We start from the raw sequence: 17,437 nt of genomic DNA, 5'->3' as shown, positions 1-17,437 counted from the left end.
GGCGGTGACCGGCGGTTTTCGTACGACCCCAACCCCGACGCATCTCTGGAGGTCACCGTGGACTTCGGCGTAGCGCCGGAGGACGAGGAGTTTCGTCGGGAGGTGCGGGGCTGGCTCGGTGCGCATGCCAAGGGCGATGTGGACCGGCGCAGTTGGGAACGCGTGCTCGGGGCCGACGGGTGGATCGGGCTGGGGTGGGCGGAGGGCGGGTACGGGAACCGGACCGCCACGCTCACCCAGCAGGTCGCCTGGGCCGAGGAGTACGCGCGGTCGGCCGCGCCGCCCCGCTCCGGGCACATCGGGGAGAACCTGTTCGCCCCGACGCTCATCGCGCACGGCAGCAGCGAGCAGAAGGCGCGCTTCCTGCCGGCCGTCGCCGCCGGGGAGGAGCTCTGGTGCCAGGGGTACAGCGAGCCCGGCGCCGGGTCCGATCTGGCCGGGGTGCGGACCGCGGCCGTGCGGGAGGCGGACGGCTACCGCGTCTCCGGGCAGAAGATCTGGACCTCGCTCGCCCACGAGGCCGACTGGTGTTTCGTGCTGGCGCGGACCGAGGCGGGCTCGCGGCGGCATCACGGGCTGAGCTTCCTGCTCGTGCCCATGGACCAGCCGGGCCGCATCGAGGTCCGGCCCATCCGGCAGATGACCGGCACCAGCGACTTCAACGAGGTCTTCTTCGACGGGGCGCACGCGCGCGTGGACCACGTCGTCGGCGGCGAGGGCAACGGCTGGCGGGTGGCCATGAGCCTGCTCGGCTTCGAGCGCGGGGTGTCCACGCTCGCCCAGCAGATCGGGTTCGCGGAGGAGCTGGGGCGGGTGGTGCGGGACGCCGTGGAGAGCGGCGCGGTCGACGATCCCGTCGTACGGGAGCGGCTGGAGCGGCTGTGGGCCGAGTTGCGGGTGATGCGGTGGAACGCGCTGCGGACGCTGGGGAACTCGGCCGCGGAGCCCGGTGCGCCCAGTGTGGCCAAGCTGCTGTGGGGCGGCTGGCACCAGCGGCTCGGTGAACTCGCCGTGCTGGTGCGGGGCGCGGCCGCGAGCGTCGGCCCGGCCGGCTGGTCGGCGGCCGCGCCGTACGAACTGGACGCCGCCCAGCACCTGTTCCTCTTCTCCCGGGCCGACACCGTCTACGGCGGCTCGGACCAGGTCCAGCGCACCATCATCGCCGAGCGGGTGCTCGGTCTGCCGAGGGAACCGAAGGGGGTCGAGTCGTGATGCGCGGAGTCGTGTTCGACGGGAAACAGGTGCAGGTCGTCGATGATCTCGATGTGCGGGAGCCGGGGCCGGGGGAGGTGCTGGTCGCGGTGTCGGCGGCGGGGCTGTGTCACAGCGATCTGTCGGTGGTGGACGGGACCATACCCTTCCCCGTTCCCGTGGTGCTCGGGCATGAGGGGGCGGGGGTGGTGGAAGCGGTCGGTGTGGGCGTCAGCCATGTGGCGCCGGGAGACCATGTCGCGCTCTCCACACTCGCCAACTGCGGTGCCTGCGCGGACTGCGACCGGGGGCGGCCCACCATGTGCCGCAAGGCCATAGGGCGCCCGCAGAAGCCGTTCACGCGCGGCGGGCAGGCCGTGTACCAGTTCGCGTGCAACTCGGCCTTCGCGGAACGGACGGTGGTCAGGGCCGTGCAGGCGGTGCGGATCCCGAAGGACATCCCGCTGACGTCCGCCGCGCTGATCGGGTGCGGGGTGCTGACGGGTGTGGGCGCCGTGCTGAACCGGGCCCGTGTCGACCGCGGTGACACCGTGCTGGTCATCGGCACCGGCGGGATCGGCCTCAACGTCATCCAGGGCGCGCGGATCGCGGGCGCGCTGCGGATCGTGGCCGTGGACGCCAACCCGGCCAAGGAGGAGGTCGCCCGGCAGTTCGGCGCGACGGACTTCCTGACCTCGGCGGAGGGCGTGAAGGACCTGCTGCCGACCGGGGTGGACCACGCCTTCGAGTGCGTCGGCCGGGTCGAACTGGTCCGGCAGGCCGTCGACCTCCTCGACCGGCACGGCCAGGCCGTCCTCCTCGGCATGCCCGCCGCCACGGCCGAGGCGTCCTTCGTCGTCGCCGCCATGTTCCTCGACAAGTCCATCCTGGGGTGCCGGTACGGCTCCTCGCGCCCGCAGCACGACATCGCGCTCTACGCCGAGCTGTACCGCCGGGGGAGCCTGCTGCTGGACGAGCTGGTGACCGAGACGTACCCCGTGGAGGACTTCGAGAAGGCGCGGGCCGACGCGGAGGCGGGTCGGGTGGCCCGGGGGGTGCTCACGTTCTGACGTGCTCCGGTGAGGTGCGGAAGGTACGGCGGTAGGCGGTCGGGGTGACGCCGAGCGCCGCCTGCAGGTGCTGGCGCATCGACTGGGCGGTGCCGAAGCCGGCGTCGCGGGCCACCTGGTCGACGGAGAGGCCGGTGGACTCCAGGAGGTGGCGGGCGCGTTCGACGCGCTGCTGGGTGAGCCACTGGCCCGGGCTGACACCGGTCTCCTCGCGGAAACGGCGCGTGAAGGTCCGTACCGACATGGCCTCCTGCTCGGCCATGTCGCGCAGCTGGATGGGCTCGTGCAGGCGGCCCAGGGCCCAGGTACGGGCCGCGGTGGTGGTGGCGACCTGGGGGTCGGGGACCGGGCGGTGGATGTACTGGGCCTGGCCGCCGTCCCGGTGCGGCGGGATGACCGTACGGCGGGCCACCTCGTTGGCGACGGCCGTGCCGTGGTCGCGGCGGACCATGTGCAGGCACAGGTCGATGCCGGCGGCCACCCCGGCGGAGGTGAGGATGTCGCCGTCGTCGATGAAGAGGACGTCCGCGTCCACCTCCAGCTGCGGGAACAGGCGCTGGAGGTGGTCCGCCTCGGCCCAGTGCGTGGTCGCCGGGCGGCCGTCCAGGTAGCCGGCGGCGGCCAGGACGTAGACGCCCGTGCAGATGGAGGCGAGCCGGGTGCCGGGGCGGATGTGGGCGAGGGCGGCGGCCAGTTCGGGGGTGAGGACGCCCTGCTCGAAGACCGGGCCCAGCTCGTAGGAGGCCGGGATGATCACGGTGTCGGCGGTGGCCAGCGTCTCCGGGCCGTTGGGCACGTGGATCGCGAAGTCGGCGTCGGTGTCGACCGGGCCGGGCGGGCGGACCGAGCAGGTCACGACCTCGTAGAGATGGCGGCCCCGGGCGTCCTTGGGGCGGCCGAAGATGCGGTGCGGGATGCCCAGCTCGAAGGGGAGCAGGCCGTCCAGGGCGAGGACGACGACGCGGTGCGGGCGGAAGCCGGGGTCACTGCTCATGGCCCGATCCTAGCGAATGCTGTCCCCCGGGCCACTCGATGGCGGGAGGTGGCCGGCCGGATATTTGTGGCGTGACCCAGACAAGCGAAGCCGCAGCCGCCCCCGCCGAGGACTCGACGGGCTCGACGGGCTCGAAGCCGACCCGCTCGCCGCGTATCCACCGTGCCTGGTTCGTCGCCGCCGTCACCTTCGTCACGATCATCGGCGCGGCCGCCTTCCGCTCCCTGCCCGGCCTGCTCATCGACCCCCTGCACGCGGAGTTCGGCTGGTCGCGCGGCACGATCGGCGCGGCCGTCTCCGTCAACCTCGCGCTGTACGGGCTCACCGCGCCGTTCGCGGCGGCGCTGATGGACCGCTTCGGCATACGGCGGGTGGTGGCCGTCGCCCTGACCGTCATCGCCCTCGGCTCGGGCCTGACCGTGTGGATGACGGCGGCCTGGCAGCTGCTGCTCTGCTGGGGCCTGCTGGTCGGCCTCGGCTCCGGCTCGATGGCCCTCGCCTTCGCCGCCACGGTCACCAACCGCTGGTTCACCACCCGCCGGGGCCTGGTCAGCGGCATCCTCACCGCCGCCTCCGCCTCGGGCCAGCTGATCTTCCTGCCGCTGCTCTCCTGGATGGTCGAGACGTACGACTGGCGCCCGGCCGCCGTCACCGTCGCCCTCGCCGCCCTCGCGGTCGTCCCCTTCGTCTGGCTGCTGCTGCGCGACCACCCGGCCGACGTGGACCAGAAGCCGTACGGCGCCACCGAGTTCGTACCGAAGCCGGCACCGGTCACCGGGGCCGCCCGCCGCACCCTCTCGGTCCTGTCCTCCGCCGTCCGCACCGGGCCCTTCTGGCTGCTCGCCGGGACCTTCGCGATCTGCGGGGCGTCCACCAACGGCCTGGTCCAGACCCACTTCGTGCCCGCCGCCCACGACCACGGCCTGCCGGTCACCACGGCGGCCTCGCTGCTCGCGGTCATCGGCGTCTTCGACGTCGTCGGCACGATCGCCTCCGGCTGGTTCACCGACCGCTTCGAACCGCGCCGCCTGCTCGCCGTCTACTACGCGCTGCGGGGCATCTCCCTGCTCTTCCTGCCGATGCTCCTCGGACCGTCGGTCCACCCCTCGATGATCTTCTTCATCGTCTTCTACGGCCTCGACTGGGTCGCCACCGTCCCGCCCACCCTGGCCCTGTGCCGGGAGCGGTACGGCGACGACAGCGCCATCGTCTTCGGCTGGGTCCTCGCCTCCCACCAGATCGGCGCGGCCCTCGTCGCCTACCTCGGCGGCGTCGCCCGCGACGTCTTCGGCACCTACGACATGGTCTGGTACGCCTCCGGCACCCTGTGCGCGGCGGCGGCCCTGATGGCCCTGCTGATCCGGCGACGGCCGGTGGCGCCGGCAGGGGAACTCGGCGCGGTGAGCGGGGCTGTGCCGGCCTAGGGGAGAACCCCCGTCGGCACGGAGCGGCCGTACAACTCGTCCAGGCCGATCAGCAGCACTCCACCCCGAGCCGCCTCGGCTCGCAGGGAGTCGCTGAAGCCCGCCGCACTGAAACAGGCCAAGGCGCAGTGCGAGGTGTCCATGCCGCGCCCGGCGAGCAGTTCCCTTGCCCGTGCGAGGCGTTCGAGGTGGTTCACTCCCATGACAGTGCCCCACTTCGCCTCGCCGACCAGGGCGACCGACGGACGGCTTCCCCCGGACCCCTGCTCGACAACGGCCACGTCGACCTGGAGCTGCCGGCGTTCCTTCGGATCGGTCACGATGCCGGTGCCCACCTCGCCCAGCGAGGTGCTGAGCAGGGTCCGCCCGGGCCCCAGGACGTACTCACGGCACATCGCCTCGAAGTGCGGACCGGCCACCTGCGCCGCGAAGCGCTGTCCTGCCTGGGCCCACACCTCGGTGGCCTGGCCTCCTTCCAGCCGGGTCCAGGCCGGCCGCATGACGGCTTCGTAGAAGTTGATCAGCTGCTCGGTGATGCGGTACTGGGATTTTCCGGCCCGGAAGACATCGGCTTCCCGCGCCAGGAGATGGCTGTCCTCCAGGACGTTGAGCGGATGCGAGATGTCGACCGACTTGCGGCCGATGTAGCCCGCGATGCCGCCGCGCGTCGTGTTGCCCTGTGCCACGGCGGCCAGCACCGAGTGGTAGAGCGCCGTGTCCCGGATGTCCGCCTCCTCGGCGAGCAGATACCGGGCCTCCCGGAAGAGCGGACTGAACGGCGACAGGACCGTGCGGCAGATCCATTCGTCGAAACCGTCCAGGTCGGCGGGAACGTCGTCCGCCAGGAACTGCCGGCGGTACGCGGGGGTGCCGCCGAGCACCGCGTGCAGTCGGGCGGCGAGCGCGGGATCGGCGGTGACACCCCAGAAGTCCGCTGCCGCCCGGTACCCGAAGGGCCGGACCACGAGTTCGAGCTGAGCCCGTCCGCGCAGCGGCGCACTGCTGGCCAGCAGCCCGCCCATGACGGACATCGCCGACCCGCACAGCAGCAGCCGCATGCGGCTCTCCGCCACCTGGTCCCGGTCGATCGCGCGCTGGATCAGGGAGGGCAGTTCCGGAGCGGCTCGCACCAGGTACGGGAACTCGTCGATCACCACGAGGAACGGGGCGTCCGCCGCCGGGCCGCCCGGCGTCCGGGAGCCCGGGGCCGCGAGGCCGAAGAGGTAGGACACCGCGTCGTCCCAGGTGGCGAAGGAGAAGGGCACAGGAGAACCCACGTGTTCGGCCAGCGCGGCGCTGAACTGCCGCAGGGACTCCGTCTCGGTGGCGTCGGTGGCTCCGAAGTAGAACCCGCCGCACTGCTCGACGAGCGCCCGCAGCAGGTACGTCTTCCCCATGCGCCGTCTGCCGCTGAGCACCCCGAGTGCGGCATGCGGCAGCGGGCGGGCGACGAACGTGGTGAGGGCGTCCCATTCGGGGCCCCGGTCGAAGACGCGGGACGGCTTGGCCGGCCTGGGCTGCTGCATGGAGTACCTTCCGGCGCAGTACTTAGGAGTGTACTTCTAAGGAGTGTAGTCCTAAGTGCTGCGCCGGAGCGTCGGGACAGGCTGCCGGGGGAGTGTGCCCGGTCGCTAGAGGAACCGCCCCCGGTGGAACAGCAGCGGTGCCCGGTCCGGGTCGTCGCCCGTGCCCAGTGCGTCGACCCGGCCGACCACGATCAGGTGGTCGCCGCCCGTGTGCACCGCGTGGACCGTGCAGTCGATCCAGGCGGCGGCGCCGGTCAGCCGGGGGGAGCCGGAGACCGGGGCCGCGTCGTACGGGACGCCGGCGAACTTGTCCGCGCCGCTCACCGCGAAGGCGCGGCACAGCCCGCCCTGGCCGGCGCCGAGGACGTTGACGCAGAAGACGCCGGCGCGGGCGATCCGCGGCCAGGTGGCCGACGTGCGGCCGACCATGAAGCAGACCAGGGGCGGGTCCAGGGAGAGGGAGGAGAAGGACTGGCAGGCGAAACCGGCGGGGGAGGACTCGCCCTCGGCGGCCGGCGCGGTGATCACGGTGACGCCGGTCGCGAAGCTGCCGAGCACGCGCCGGAACTCCGCCGGATCGAGCGGCGCCCGCTCGTCCGCGCGCACGCACCGCAACTCCGGGCGCGGCAGCGCCTCCACGGGCCCCGCCGCGGGGACCGACCTCAGATAGCGGACGGCGGCCGCGGCCGCCCCTGCGTGTCCCATCACCCCTTCATTGAAAGTGACGGGGCGTCAGATGGGAAGGGGCGGGGGCCCGGTATCGGCGTCAACGGGCCCGGGATTCCTCTTATCGGCCCTGGAAGTCGGGGCTTCTGCGCTCCACGAAGGCCCGTACGCCGTCCTGGGCGTCCCGGGTCGTCATGTTGATCTCCTGGGCGGCCGCCTCCGCGGCGAAGGCGGTCGCCCGGTCGGTGTCCAGGGACGCGTTCACCAGCTGCTTGGTGAGGGCGAGGGCACGGGTGGGGCCGGCAGCCAGGCGGGCGGCCCAGTCGCGGGCCGTCTTGGGCAGGTCCGCGTCCGGGACGACCCGGTTGACCAGGCCGAGGCGTTCGGCCTCCGGCGCGGAGAGGGCGTCGCCGAAGAACATCAGCTCCTTCGCGCGGTGCGGGCCGATCAGGCGGGGGAGCAGGTAGGCGCCGCCGCCGTCGGGGACCAGGCCGCGGCGGACGAACACCTCGATGAAACGGGCCGACTCGGCGGCCAGCACCAGGTCGCAGGCGAGCGCGAGGTGCACGCCGAGGCCGGCGGCGGTGCCGTTGACCGCCGCGATCACCGGCTTCTCGCAGTCGAGGACGGCGGCGACCAGGCGTTGGGCGCCGAGCCGGATGGTGCGGGCCACGTCACCCGGCACCCGCTCGGCCGTCGTGCCGTCGGCGCCGTCGGCCGCACCGCTGCCGCCGCCCCGGAGGTCGGCGCCCGCGCAGAAGCCGCGGCCGGTGCCCGTGATGACCACCGCGCCGATCCCCGGGTCCGCGGAGGCCTCGCCGAGGAGGTCGATGACGTGGTCGCGCTGGTCGGGGGTGAGGGCGTTGAGGGCGTCGGGGCGGTCGAGGGTGAGGTGGGCGACCCGCTCCGCCGTCACGTACCGGACGGTGTCCATCAGCGGCACACCGCCAGCGCGTCCAGCGCCACCGCGCCCTGGCCCTGCTCCAGCACCATCAGCGGGTTGATGTCCAGCTCGGCGAGCTGGCCGCCGAGCTCCAGGGCCATCCGCTGGACGCGGAGGACCACCTCGACGAGCGCGTCCAGATCGGCCGGCGGGCGGCCCCGGACCCCGTCCAGCAGGGCCCGTCCGCGCAGCTCCGCGAGCATGTCCCGGGCCTGGTCCTCGCCGAACGGCGGCACCCGTACGGCCGCGTCGTGCAGGACCTCGACCAGCACCCCGCCGAGCCCCACCGTCACCGTCGGCCCGAACAGGTCGTCGTGGGTGACGCCGACGACCATCTCCACGCCCCGCTCCACCATCTGGCAGACGAGTACGCCGTCCAGGGCGACCCCCTCGTAACGCGCGATGTCGGTCAGGTCGCGGTAGGCGTCCCGGACCTGGCTGGCCGAGGTCAGGCCGATCTTCACCAGACCCAGCTCCGTCTTGTGGGCGATCTGGCCGCCGGACGCCTTCATCACCACCGGATAGCCGACCAGCCCGGCCGCGCGCACGGCCGCCGCCGCGCTGGTCACCAGCTGCTCGCGCGGCACCCGGATGCCGTAGGCCCGCAGCAGCTGCTTCGCCGCGTGCTCGCTCAGCTGCTGTCCCGGCCGCATCAGCGCGAGCGCCTTGCGGTAGGAGGGCGAGGGGGTGCGCGGGGCCTCGTCGAAGGGGGAGCGGTAGGTGCTCGCGAAGCGGTGGTGGTCGAGGTAGGCGCGGACCGCGGTGAGGCAGTTGCCGACCGTGCGGAAGGTCGCCACCCGGGAGGAGCCGAGCAGGACCTCGCGGTAGGCGGCCTCGGTGCCGACCGGCGAGCCCCACACCACGCACACCAGCTTGTCGGTCGCCTCGGCCGCGTCCACCAGGTCCTGGACGAGCTTGTCGCTGAGCGGCGGGAAGGGGCCGGTGATCGGGCAGACCAGCACCCCGACCTCCGGGTCGGCCAGGATCGAGTCGATGATCTTCCGGCCGCGCCAGTCGCCCACCGGGTGCCCGCCGTTGTCGACCGGGTTGGCCACGCTCAGGTACTCCGGAATCCACTGGTGCAGCTCGGCCTGCCGGGCCTCCGACAGCACCGGCAGCCGCAGCCCCAGGCCGGCGGCCAGGTCGGCGACGTGGGCACCGGTGCCGCCCGAGATCGAGTAGACGACGACCCCGTCGGCGCGCGGCGCCCGCGCCCGGGCCAGCAGGGCGGCGGTGTCCTGGAGTTCGTCGAGGCCGTCGACGCGGATCACCCCGTACTGCCGCAGCGCCGCGTCGACCACGTCGTCCGCGCCGGTCAGCTTGCCGGTGTGGGAGGCGGCGGTGCGGGCGCCGGCCTCGGTGCGGCCGACCTTCACGGCGACCACCGGCACCCCGCGGCGGGCCGCGCGGTCGGCGGCCAGCAGGAAGGCGCGGCCGTCCTTGAGACCCTCGACGTAGCAGGCGATGGCGCCGACCTCGGGCCGCTCGGCGAAGTAGGAGATGAAGTCGGCGGTCTCCAGGTCGGCCTCGTTGCCGGTGGGCGCCCAGTGCGAGAGGCGGATGCCGAGTTCCTGCGCGGCGAAGACCGGCCTGCCCTGGTGGCCGGACTGGGTGATCAGGGCGATCGCCGGGCCGTCCAGGTCGTCGCGGAACCGCTCGAAGGCGTTCAGGTTGGTGTTCGGGCCGAGCAGCCGGAGCCCGGACCGCCGTACGGCCGCCGCAAGGCGGATCTGGGCCGCGGCGCCCTCGACACCGGTCTCCGCGAACCCGGAGGCGAAGGCCACCGCGAACTTCACCTTGGCCTCGGCCAGTTCCTCGATCACCGGCAGCGGGTCGGCGACCAGCAGCACCGCGAGGTCGACCTGCTCGGGCAGGTCGGCGACCGAGGGCACGCAGGCGATGCCGAACACCGACGGCCGGGTCGGATGCACCGGGTGCACCCGGGCCCCGACCCGCCCGGCCCAGTCGAGCAGCTGCCGGGTGATGCCGGTGTTGGGCCGCCCCTCGGCGTCCGAGGCGCCGACCACGGCGACGGACTCGGGGCGGAAGAACCTGTCCAGATCCGGTACGTCCGCGTACAGCGGCCGTCCGCTGACGTCCAGCGCGTCCCCGTCGCCCGTGTCGGCCGCGCGGCCGTGCACGGCGGGCCCGGGACGCTGCTCACCGCAGGCGATGACCCGGGCCCGGCGGGAGTCGGTGGTGAGGGTGCCGTGGGTTGATCCAAGCATCGTTCCGCCCGCTCCTGTGTGACAGCACAATTAACTGACGCAGTGTCAGATTACTGAACTGACGCTGCGTCAGGAACTGGTCTGCGTGCAAAGTCGCAGCAGGAAGTTGAAGCCGGAAGGTGCGGCCGCAGGCACCCCGCCGGCTCACCCGAGGGCGGCCAGCACCTCCTTCGCCACCCGCTCGCCCGACCGCACCGCCCCGTCCATGAACCCGGTCCAGAACGTCGAGGTCTCCGTCCCGGCCCAGTGGATCCCGTCCACCGGTGCGCGCAGCGCTGCCCCGTACCCGGTCAGCACGCCGGGCGGCGCGTAGGCCACCGGGCCGCCCCGCGAGAAGCTCTCATTGTCCCAGCGCTGCAGCACGAAGGAGGTGGGTGATTTGGCCTTGTCGCCGAAGTAGTTGGCGTAGTCGGCCAGAACGGCGGCCTTGACGTCGGCCTCGCCCGCCGCGTCGTACGCCCGCATCTCGTCGGCCTCGATGAACCCCATCAGGGCGCCGTAGGAGCCGTCCGGCGGGGAGTTGTCGAAGGTGGAGCGGACCGTGCCGGAGTCGCTGACCGCCTGGCCGTTGAGGCCGTCGGCCCGCCAGAACGGGGTGTCGTAGACGGCGATCGCCTTGCCGATCGAGCCCATCGGCATCCGCTGGGTGAGCTGGTCGCGGGCGGCCGGGAGGAGCGGGTCGTAGGTGATGCGGGCCGCCAGCGGGGGCGGCAGAGCCACGACCACCCGGGTCGCGTCGACCGTGATGCCGTCGGCCGTGACGACGTACGAGCCGCCGGACTTGACGATGGAGCGCACCGGGGCGCTCAGCACCACCCGGTCGCCGAGGGTCGCCGCGAGCTTGATCGGGACCTGCTGGGAACCGCCGACGAACCGGGACTCCTGGGCGCCGCCCGCGGTGTCGGTGAGGCGTTCCAGGGTGCCGGCGTGGGACTCGTCGCCGGCCGCGGCGATGTAGTAGAGGACGTAGAGCAGGGAGAGTTCGCGGGGCTGGGCCGAGAAGATCGACGTGCAGGCCAGGTCCAGCAGGAACTTGGCGGAGGGGATGATCGCGTTGGCGTTCAGCCAGCTTTCGAAGGTCTGCTTGTCCCACTCGGCGGCCTTGGCGGCCGTCCAGGGCGCGTCCACCGGGACCTGCGCGGCCATGCTGTCCAGCTCCGACTGCACGATCGCCGCGTTGGCGAGTCCTGCCGCGTCCACCGGCGGCACCGAGCCGAGCAGGCCGCTGGTGTCGTACGGGGTGCGCTTGCCGTCCTTGTAGAGGAGGTTGTTCCCCGTGTTGTAGGTGGTGAAGGTGGCCACGCCCAGGGAGTCGGCGAGGGCCTTGATGCGGTTCTGGGTGGGGCCGATGAACTCGCCGCCGCCCTCGGAGAAGCCGCCGTTCGCCAGCTTCAGGTTCACCACCCGGCCGCCGACCCGGTCCCGGGCCTCCAGCACCGCGACCGTCCTGCCGCCGGCCACCAGGTCGCGGGCCGCGGTGAGCCCGGCGATGCCGCCGCCGACGATCGCGACGTCGACCGTCCGGGACGCGGCGGCCGAGGCCGTGCCCGCGGAGAGCGCGGTGAGGCCGGCGGCCCCGGCGGCGGCCCCGCCGAGGAGGGAACGGCGGGAGAGCCGGGAGGCGGTCCCGGGGGAGGTCCGGGGAGAGGTCCGGGGGGTGAGCTGTCTTTCACGTGCCACGTGCGTCCTCCGTGCTGGGCGAGAGGGTGGAGCCGGAAAGTTGAGCAGGGCTCACATTCTGGTCCCGGGCACGGCGCGATGCTACCGCCGGTAACAAACGGCATCCGTCGCTTGCGTCACATGGGCAACGGGGTTGATGTGTAAGGGGGTTGAGGCTATTCGGCCCGGCTGCGGGCCGTTCGGCTCACACCGTCGGCTGCCGCTCGGACCGGGCCGTCTCCTGCCGCTTCGCGGTCGTCCTCGCGACCGCCTTCCCGACCGCCTTCGCGATCTTCTCGGCGTCGATGGCCATCTCGCGGAGGTTGCCGCTGATGGGGTTGGTGTAGCCGGTGAAGTAGAGGCCGGGGGCGTTCTTCGGGGTGCGGCGGCCGTGGGCGAGCGGGCGGCCGCGGTCGTCTAGCACGTCGAGGTGGCCGACCAGGCCCTCCAGGGCGCGGACGTAGCCGGTCGCGGCGATCACCGCGTCGGGGGAGACGCGGGTGCCGTCGGCGAGGGCGACCTCGCCGTCCTCGAAACCGTCGACGGCGGCGACGATCTCGACCTTCCCCCGGCGCACCGCCTCGATCAGGCCGACGTCCAGGATCGGGATGGCGCCCTGCTTCACCCGGCTGTAGAGCCCGCTGTCGGGGCGGGGCAGGCCGTGCGCGGCCAGGTCGGGGACGCTGACCCTGGCCATGGTGCGGGCCAGCCGGTCGACGAAGGCCGTCGGGAGCCGTCGTACCAGGACGGAGTTGTACTGGGCCGCCCAGCCGGCGGTGGAGCGGCGCACGATGTGCGGGACCGTGCGGACGGCCAGCCGCACCCGCGCGGCGCCGCCCTCGGTGAGGTCGACGGCGATCTCGGCACCGGTGTTGCCGGGGCCGACGACGAGGACGTCCCGGCCGGCGAAGGGCTCGGCGTTGCGGTAGGCGCCGGCGTGCAGGAACTCGCCGCCGAAACCGTCCCGGCCCGGCCAGTCGGGGATGTGCGGGGTGTGGTTGAAGCCGGTGGCGACCACCACCGCGGAACCGGTCAGCTCCCGCCCGCCGGAGGCGTGCAGCAGCCAGCCGTCGCCGTCCGGCGCGCGCTCCACGCGGGAGACCTCGACGCCGGTCACGATCTCCAGTTCGTGGTGCTCGGCGTACTTCTCCAGGTAGCGCACCACGTCGTCACGGGAGACCCAGCGGCCGAAGCGGCGCGGTATGGGCAGCCCGGGGAGCGCGGACAGGCGCCGGGTGGTGTGGAGGTGGAGGCGGTCGTAGTGGCGGCGCCAGGACGCGCCGACGTCGTCCGACTTCTCCAGGTTCACGGCACGGATGCCCCGGGCCCGCAGCGCGTACGCGACGGCGAGACCTCCGGGGCCTGCGCCGATGACGTAGACGGGCGAAACGGTGGGGGGAAACACGGCCATGAGCGCGAGCGTAATCACGCTTCACGTTGATGGGTCTCGGTCAAGACCGGAATTGGTTGCGGATTGATCACACCCGTAGGAGAAGTGAGTGGGACTTGTGACGTAGCCCACCTCATCTGACCGAAGCGAGACCGAATCTGCCGGAAACCGGCCCGGAAAGCGAAAGGCCCGTGACGTCGGACCCCGGTGCGCTGGGGTCCGACGTCACGGGTGGGCGGTGTCCTTAGACAGACGGGAAAAAGGACACCGCGTCCGGGGAGGCTATCGCGGCTTCGAGAGCCCCATCACGATTGTGAGAGCTTCTTACTTCCGCGGGGACCTGTCAGTTCCGCGGGGGCCTGTTCGTTCCGCCGCAACCTCTCAATTCCGCTTGCCCTTCTTGCTCTTGCCGTAGCCCGTCACCGTGGCGATCCAGGTGATGAAGTCACCCGGGTCGGTGTTGGCGCCGTGCCCCTCGTCCCAGTAGTAGAGGTGGTTGACGTCGTCGCCCAGGTTGTCCAGGCGGGCCGCCAGGTTCGCGGAGATGACGTGCGAGGTGTCGGAGTCGCTGGTGCCGAGGCGGATCCACCAGTGCTTGGAGCGGCGGTCGTTGACCTTCTCCACCAGGTGGTACATCGGGTTCATCAGGTTCAGCTTCTCGGGGATGTCGGCGGCGACCCGCTTGGTGCTCAGGCCGGTGGAGTCATTCTTCGCGCCGTACGCCGTGAAGTGGCGGGTCTCGGTGGTACCCGCTCCGAATTCATTGTTCTCGCCGGCCGACAGGTCGAAGGCGTCGAAGGCCGGGGTGTCCTTCTTGCGGGCGCCGACGTGGGTGAGGAAGTCGTCCCAGGCGAAGGTGGCCGTGCCGCCGGACCAGGTGATGAAGGTGTTCTTCGCCAGGTACGTCTCGCGGTCCGAGTCGGAGAGCGCGGCGAGGTACCTGGTGGCCGACGGCTGGAGGTACTGCTCGACCAGGTAGTCGTCGTAGTTGCGGGCGGTCAGCGGACCGAAGCGGTCCAGGCCGCGCAGCTTCAGGCCCGCCTGGTACTCGGCGAACCGGGCCTTCAGGTCCTTGGAGACGGACTGGTCGACCTGCTTGCCGGTGGAGAGGTCGTTGGTGCCCCAGTTCCACTCGTAGGCGCCGTCGGCGTGCTCCAGGTCGGTGATCGGGCACCAGGCGCCGACCGCGAAGACCGCGTCCGAGGCGTCGGCCGCGCCGAGCTCCTTGAGGTACTTGTCGTAGATCGGGCTGTCGCCGGACGCGCCGAGCAGCGAGGAGAGGGCGCCGCCCGCACTGGTGCCAGCAGAAACGATTCGCTCGACATTTCCGGGGATCAGGCCCTTGTTCGCCCTGATGTAGCGGACGGCGGCCTTGAGGTCGACGATCGCGGCCGGGGCGGTGCCGTAGTACTCGCCGTCGGAGTTCTTGAGGGTACGGCCGCGGGCGCCGGGCTCGATCACGACGTACCCGGCGGCCAGCGCGAGCAGCTGGTTGCCGGCGGTGGCGCCGCCGGTGGCGTTGGTGTTGCCGTTGGCGTTGGACGTCGTGCCGGTGGAGGAGCTGGGCGCCGCGCCGCTCGGGGCCGCACCGCTCGGCGGCGCGCCGCCCGCCGCGGAACCGCCGCCGCCGACCTCGGTCGCGTCGGCCACGGAGGCGGGCATGTAACCGCCGATGGAGTTGGCGAGCAGGATCGGGGCGTTCGCCGGGTCGACCGCTGTGCCGTCGATCTCGACGGGGGCGCTGACGATCAGGGACTGGTAGGTGGCGTCCACCGGGTCGGCGACGTAGGTGATCGCCTTCCAGAAGTGGTATGTCACATTGTGCTCGGTGCCCTCGGTGTCCGTGATCGTCGTCGTCAGCTTCGAATACCCGTCCGGGTCGAACGTCAGGGAGTCCGAGGACGAGGAGGAGCTGCTCGACGCCTGTGCGCTGAGAGCGATTCCGCCGACTGCCGCGACACCGGCCGTGGCGCCGATCCCCATGATCACGGTCCTGCGCTTCACTGCCTTGTGCTTCACCTTGCTGCCTCTCGTGTCGGGCTCCTTGGCCTTGCGGCTGCGAACGTAATCTTGGGCCGACAAAATCGTCAACAATTTCCCGGGATCTCACGGGGGACCCACAGGGCCACGGGGAATGCACAGGTTTTGCCCATCCGGGGCTAGGCTGCGCTTCAGTATCTGACGTAACGTCAGATTCATGGACGCGACGAGTTCCGACGGCATACGCAGCGAGTCCCCGCGGTACGACCGCCCCGAACCGGACGCCTTCACCCGCCCCTACTGGGAGGCGGCCGCCGAGGGCCGGCTGCTGCTCCGCCGCTGCGGCTCCTGCGGCCGGGCCCACCACTACCCCCGCGAGTTCTGCCCGCACTGCTGGAGCGAGGACGTCACCTGGGAGCGGGCCACCGGCCGCGCGACGCTCTACACCTGGTCCGTCGTCCACCGCAACGACCTCCCGCCGTTCGGCGACCGCGTCCCGTACGTGGCGGCCGTGGTCGACCTCGCGGAGGGGCCGCGCATGATGACGGAGGTGGTGGCCGCCGACCCGCGGACGCTCCGCGCCGGACTGGACCTGGAGGTCGCCTTCCGGGAGGGGGCGCCGGTGTTCCGCCCGGCGGTGCGCTGAGAACGCCGGGGCCGCCGCCCGCCGCCGGTGTCCCGAGGACGTCCGGCCCGCCGCCCGGCGGCGCAATCGCGCGGGCTTCAATGGCCTCATGGCTCCCACCGGCGAACAGCCCCCCGCCCCCCGCCCCGACACCACCCCGCACGGTCACGGTCTGCGGCTTAGCCGCTGGGACCCGGACACGGAGGCCCACGTCGAGGTGTGGCTGCGCAGCCGTACCGACCCGGACTTCCGTCGCTGGAACACCCCGCTCACCGTGGTGAGCGACCTCCCGGGGGCCCGCGCCGCCCTGGTCGCGCAGCGGAAGCAGGCGGCGGACGGCACCTGTGCGCCGTTCCGGATCGCGGACGCGGAGAGCGGTACGACCCTCGGCCACATCGGGATCAACATGATCGACCGCACGTTCCGGACGGCCCGCGTCGGTTACTGGACCCTTCCCGAGGCCCGGGGCCGCCGGGTCGCCACCCGCGCCCTGGCCCTGGCGACGGACTGGGCCTTCACCGAACTGGGCCTGTACCGCCTGGAGCTGGGCCACGCCCTCGGCCATGACGCGTCCTGCCGGATCGCCCATACCTGCGGCTACGGCTACGAGGGGACGCTGCGGGGCGCGATGTTCGAGGCGGGCCGGCAGGACGCCTTCCGGGACGTGCACCTGCACGCCCGCCTGGCCACGGATCCGAGCCCGGACCCGGACCGGGTCCCGGCGCGGCGCTGAGCGGGGCAAATTCGGTCGCGGGGCGCGGCGATCCGCCGGGATCATCGACCATGACCACACAACCTCCGTCGTCCGAATGGCACTTCACCGACGACGTCGACGAGTTCCTCGCCCGTGCCGGCGACTTCCTGCACTCCCGCCCGGATCTCCACACCGTCCACCTCACGGTGACGGCACAACTGCGGCGGCGGGGGCCGCGGGCGTACGGCGACGATCCCCCGTTCTTCGGTTTCCTGGCCCGCGGCGACGGCAGCGTGGCCGCGGCGCTGCTGCACACGCCCCCGTACACCCTGAACGTCACCCGCCTCACGCCCGACGGGACCGAGGCGCTGGCCGAGCGCCTCCTCGCCCTCGGCCACCCGGTGCCCGGGATCTGCGCCGAGAACGCCACGGCGGAGGCGTTCGTGGCGGCGTGGGCCCGGCGGACCGGAGCGCCGGGAAAGCTGAGCGAACTGCAACGCCTCTACCGGCTGGCCGAGTTGACGCCCCCCGCCCCGGCGCCGGAGGGGCGGGCGAGGGTGGCCGACGGCTCCGACCGGGACCTGCTGATCCGCTGGCACCAGGGGTTCGTGGCCGACGCGGGCCTGCAGGGCGGCGGCCGGGACGCCGCGGACTGGGCGGACTTCCGGCTCTCGTACGGCGGCGTCACCCTCTGGGAGACCCCCGACGGCATCCCGGTCTCCATGGCCGGGGTGACCCTGGCGGTCGCCGGCCAGGTCCGGGTCGCGCCCGTCTACACCCCGCGGGAACTGCGCGGCCGCGGCTACGCCGGTGCGGTGACGGCGGAGGTGAGCAGGGCGGCGGTGGCCGCGGGCGCCGCGGAGGTGCTGCTCTTCACGGACCTGGCGAACCCGACGAGCAACGCGCTCTATCAGCGGATCGGTTACCGGCCGGTGGCCGACTGGGCGGTGTACGAGTTCGGGGCGGCTTGCTGAGTGGGGCGGTGCGGGTGCCGGGTGGGGTGGTGTCCGCCGTCTGTTGTCTGCGGCGCCGTCGTGGCTGGTCGCG

At 72.6% G+C, this 17,437-nt stretch carries 14 protein-coding genes; 6 read left to right on the top strand and 8 right to left on the bottom strand.

The genetic code is table 11. The annotated features are described in order from the left end of the window. The first annotated feature begins 57 nt into the window (after positions 1 to 57). Both ACFZB3_RS18395 and ACFZB3_RS18390 read left to right on the top strand, forming a co-directional pair. Positions 58 to 1,212, top strand: a complete 1,155-nt coding sequence (locus tag ACFZB3_RS18395) for an acyl-CoA dehydrogenase family protein (RefSeq protein WP_391376672.1) — start codon at positions 58 to 60, stop codon at positions 1,210 to 1,212. Then, the gene (locus ACFZB3_RS18390) at positions 1,212 to 2,261 is read left to right on the top strand and encodes an alcohol dehydrogenase catalytic domain-containing protein (RefSeq protein WP_391376671.1); all 1,050 of its coding nucleotides are present in this window, start codon (positions 1,212 to 1,214) and stop codon (positions 2,259 to 2,261) included. The genes ACFZB3_RS18395 and ACFZB3_RS18390 overlap by 1 nt, the downstream gene beginning before the upstream one ends. Here ACFZB3_RS18390 and ACFZB3_RS18385 read toward each other — a convergent pair. Beyond that, the gene (locus ACFZB3_RS18385) at positions 2,251 to 3,255 is read right to left on the bottom strand and encodes a helix-turn-helix domain-containing protein (RefSeq protein ID WP_391376670.1); all 1,005 of its coding nucleotides are present in this window, start codon (positions 3,253 to 3,255) and stop codon (positions 2,251 to 2,253) included. The genes ACFZB3_RS18390 and ACFZB3_RS18385 overlap by 11 nt on opposite strands. A 71-nt stretch (positions 3,256 to 3,326) precedes the next feature. Here ACFZB3_RS18385 and ACFZB3_RS18380 point away from each other — a divergent pair, with 71 nt between their 5' ends. Beyond that, complete coding sequence (locus tag ACFZB3_RS18380) at positions 3,327 to 4,679, top strand: MFS transporter (RefSeq protein ID WP_391376669.1); 1,353 nt, start codon at positions 3,327 to 3,329, stop codon at positions 4,677 to 4,679. Here the strand turns inward: ACFZB3_RS18380 and ACFZB3_RS18375 are convergent. The 7 genes from ACFZB3_RS18375 to ACFZB3_RS18345 form a co-directional block, all read right to left on the bottom strand. Then, the gene (locus tag ACFZB3_RS18375) at positions 4,676 to 6,205 is read right to left on the bottom strand and encodes an ATP-binding protein (RefSeq protein WP_391376668.1); all 1,530 of its coding nucleotides are present in this window, start codon (positions 6,203 to 6,205) and stop codon (positions 4,676 to 4,678) included. The genes ACFZB3_RS18380 and ACFZB3_RS18375 overlap by 4 nt on opposite strands. 105 nt (positions 6,206 to 6,310) lie before the next feature. Next, positions 6,311 to 6,910: a flavin reductase gene (locus ACFZB3_RS18370; protein WP_391376667.1), complete on the bottom strand. Its 600-nt coding sequence runs from the start codon at positions 6,908 to 6,910 to the stop codon at positions 6,311 to 6,313. A gap of 82 nt (positions 6,911 to 6,992) precedes the next feature. Next, a complete protein-coding gene (locus tag ACFZB3_RS18365; RefSeq protein WP_391376666.1) occupies positions 6,993 to 7,805 on the bottom strand; it encodes an enoyl-CoA hydratase-related protein in 813 nt (270 codons plus the stop codon). Further along, on the bottom strand, positions 7,805 to 10,042 hold the full coding sequence (locus ACFZB3_RS18360) for an acetate--CoA ligase family protein (protein ID WP_391376665.1): 2,238 nt from the start codon (positions 10,040 to 10,042) through the stop codon (positions 7,805 to 7,807). Before ACFZB3_RS18360 ends, ACFZB3_RS18365 begins: the two co-directional genes overlap by 1 nt. 144 nt (positions 10,043 to 10,186) lie before the next feature. Then, entirely contained in the window at positions 10,187 to 11,722 is a 1,536-nt protein-coding gene (locus ACFZB3_RS18355; RefSeq protein ID WP_391376664.1) for an FAD-dependent oxidoreductase, read from the bottom strand. A gap of 184 nt (positions 11,723 to 11,906) precedes the next feature. Beyond that, positions 11,907 to 13,112, bottom strand: a complete 1,206-nt coding sequence (locus ACFZB3_RS18350) for an NAD(P)-binding domain-containing protein (RefSeq protein WP_391376663.1) — start codon at positions 13,110 to 13,112, stop codon at positions 11,907 to 11,909. 360 nt (positions 13,113 to 13,472) lie between these two features. Next, positions 13,473 to 15,074 carry a subtype B tannase gene (locus ACFZB3_RS18345; protein WP_391376944.1) on the bottom strand — a complete coding sequence of 534 codons (1,602 nt, stop codon included), beginning with the start codon at positions 15,072 to 15,074 and terminating at the stop codon, positions 13,473 to 13,475. A gap of 214 nt (positions 15,075 to 15,288) precedes the next feature. On the opposite strand from ACFZB3_RS18345, the gene ACFZB3_RS18340 reads away from it, so the two are divergent. The 3 genes from ACFZB3_RS18340 to ACFZB3_RS18330 all read left to right on the top strand — a co-directional run bounded on the left by ACFZB3_RS18340 (position 15,289) and on the right by ACFZB3_RS18330 (position 17,364). Beyond that, positions 15,289 to 15,717: an OB-fold domain-containing protein gene (locus tag ACFZB3_RS18340; RefSeq protein ID WP_391376662.1), complete on the top strand. Its 429-nt coding sequence runs from the start codon at positions 15,289 to 15,291 to the stop codon at positions 15,715 to 15,717. Between the two features lie 88 nt (positions 15,718 to 15,805). Then, positions 15,806 to 16,429 carry a GNAT family N-acetyltransferase gene (locus ACFZB3_RS18335; protein WP_391376661.1) on the top strand — a complete coding sequence of 208 codons (624 nt, stop codon included), beginning with the start codon at positions 15,806 to 15,808 and terminating at the stop codon, positions 16,427 to 16,429. Between the two features lie 50 nt (positions 16,430 to 16,479). Further along, on the top strand, positions 16,480 to 17,364 hold the full coding sequence (locus ACFZB3_RS18330; protein WP_391376660.1) for a GNAT family N-acetyltransferase: 885 nt from the start codon (positions 16,480 to 16,482) through the stop codon (positions 17,362 to 17,364). Positions 17,365 to 17,437: the final 73 nt, after the last annotated feature.

The sequence above is a fragment of the Streptomyces sp. NPDC008092 genome (genome assembly GCF_042957285.1).
Classification (GTDB): domain Bacteria; phylum Actinomycetota; class Actinomycetes; order Streptomycetales; family Streptomycetaceae; genus Streptomyces.
Note: the sequence above shows the minus strand (reverse complement) of the source record. Positions and strands in the feature narration are given on the sequence as shown.

Bases quoted from the DNA above. Each gene is read 5' to 3' on its own strand.
- ACFZB3_RS18350 (WP_391376663.1), bottom strand. From the start codon at position 13,112: ATGGCCGTGTTTCCCCCCACCGTTTCGCCCGTCTACGTCATCGGCGCA.
- ACFZB3_RS18370 (WP_391376667.1), bottom strand. From the start codon at position 6,910: ATGGGACACGCAGGGGCGGCCGCGGCCGCCGTCCGCTATCTGAGGTCG.
- ACFZB3_RS18360 (WP_391376665.1), bottom strand. From the start codon at position 10,042: ATGCTTGGATCAACCCACGGCACCCTCACCACCGACTCCCGCCGGGCC.
- ACFZB3_RS18345 (WP_391376944.1), bottom strand. From the start codon at position 15,074: ATGGGGATCGGCGCCACGGCCGGTGTCGCGGCAGTCGGCGGAATCGCT.
- ACFZB3_RS18375 (WP_391376668.1), bottom strand. From the start codon at position 6,205: ATGCAGCAGCCCAGGCCGGCCAAGCCGTCCCGCGTCTTCGACCGGGGC.
- ACFZB3_RS18385 (WP_391376670.1), bottom strand. From the start codon at position 3,255: ATGAGCAGTGACCCCGGCTTCCGCCCGCACCGCGTCGTCGTCCTCGCC.
- ACFZB3_RS18335 (WP_391376661.1), top strand. From the start codon at position 15,806: ATGGCTCCCACCGGCGAACAGCCCCCCGCCCCCCGCCCCGACACCACC.
- ACFZB3_RS18340 (WP_391376662.1), top strand. From the start codon at position 15,289: ATGGACGCGACGAGTTCCGACGGCATACGCAGCGAGTCCCCGCGGTAC.
- ACFZB3_RS18390 (WP_391376671.1), top strand. From the start codon at position 1,212: ATGCGCGGAGTCGTGTTCGACGGGAAACAGGTGCAGGTCGTCGATGAT.
- ACFZB3_RS18365 (WP_391376666.1), bottom strand. From the start codon at position 7,805: ATGGACACCGTCCGGTACGTGACGGCGGAGCGGGTCGCCCACCTCACC.
- ACFZB3_RS18330 (WP_391376660.1), top strand. From the start codon at position 16,480: ATGACCACACAACCTCCGTCGTCCGAATGGCACTTCACCGACGACGTC.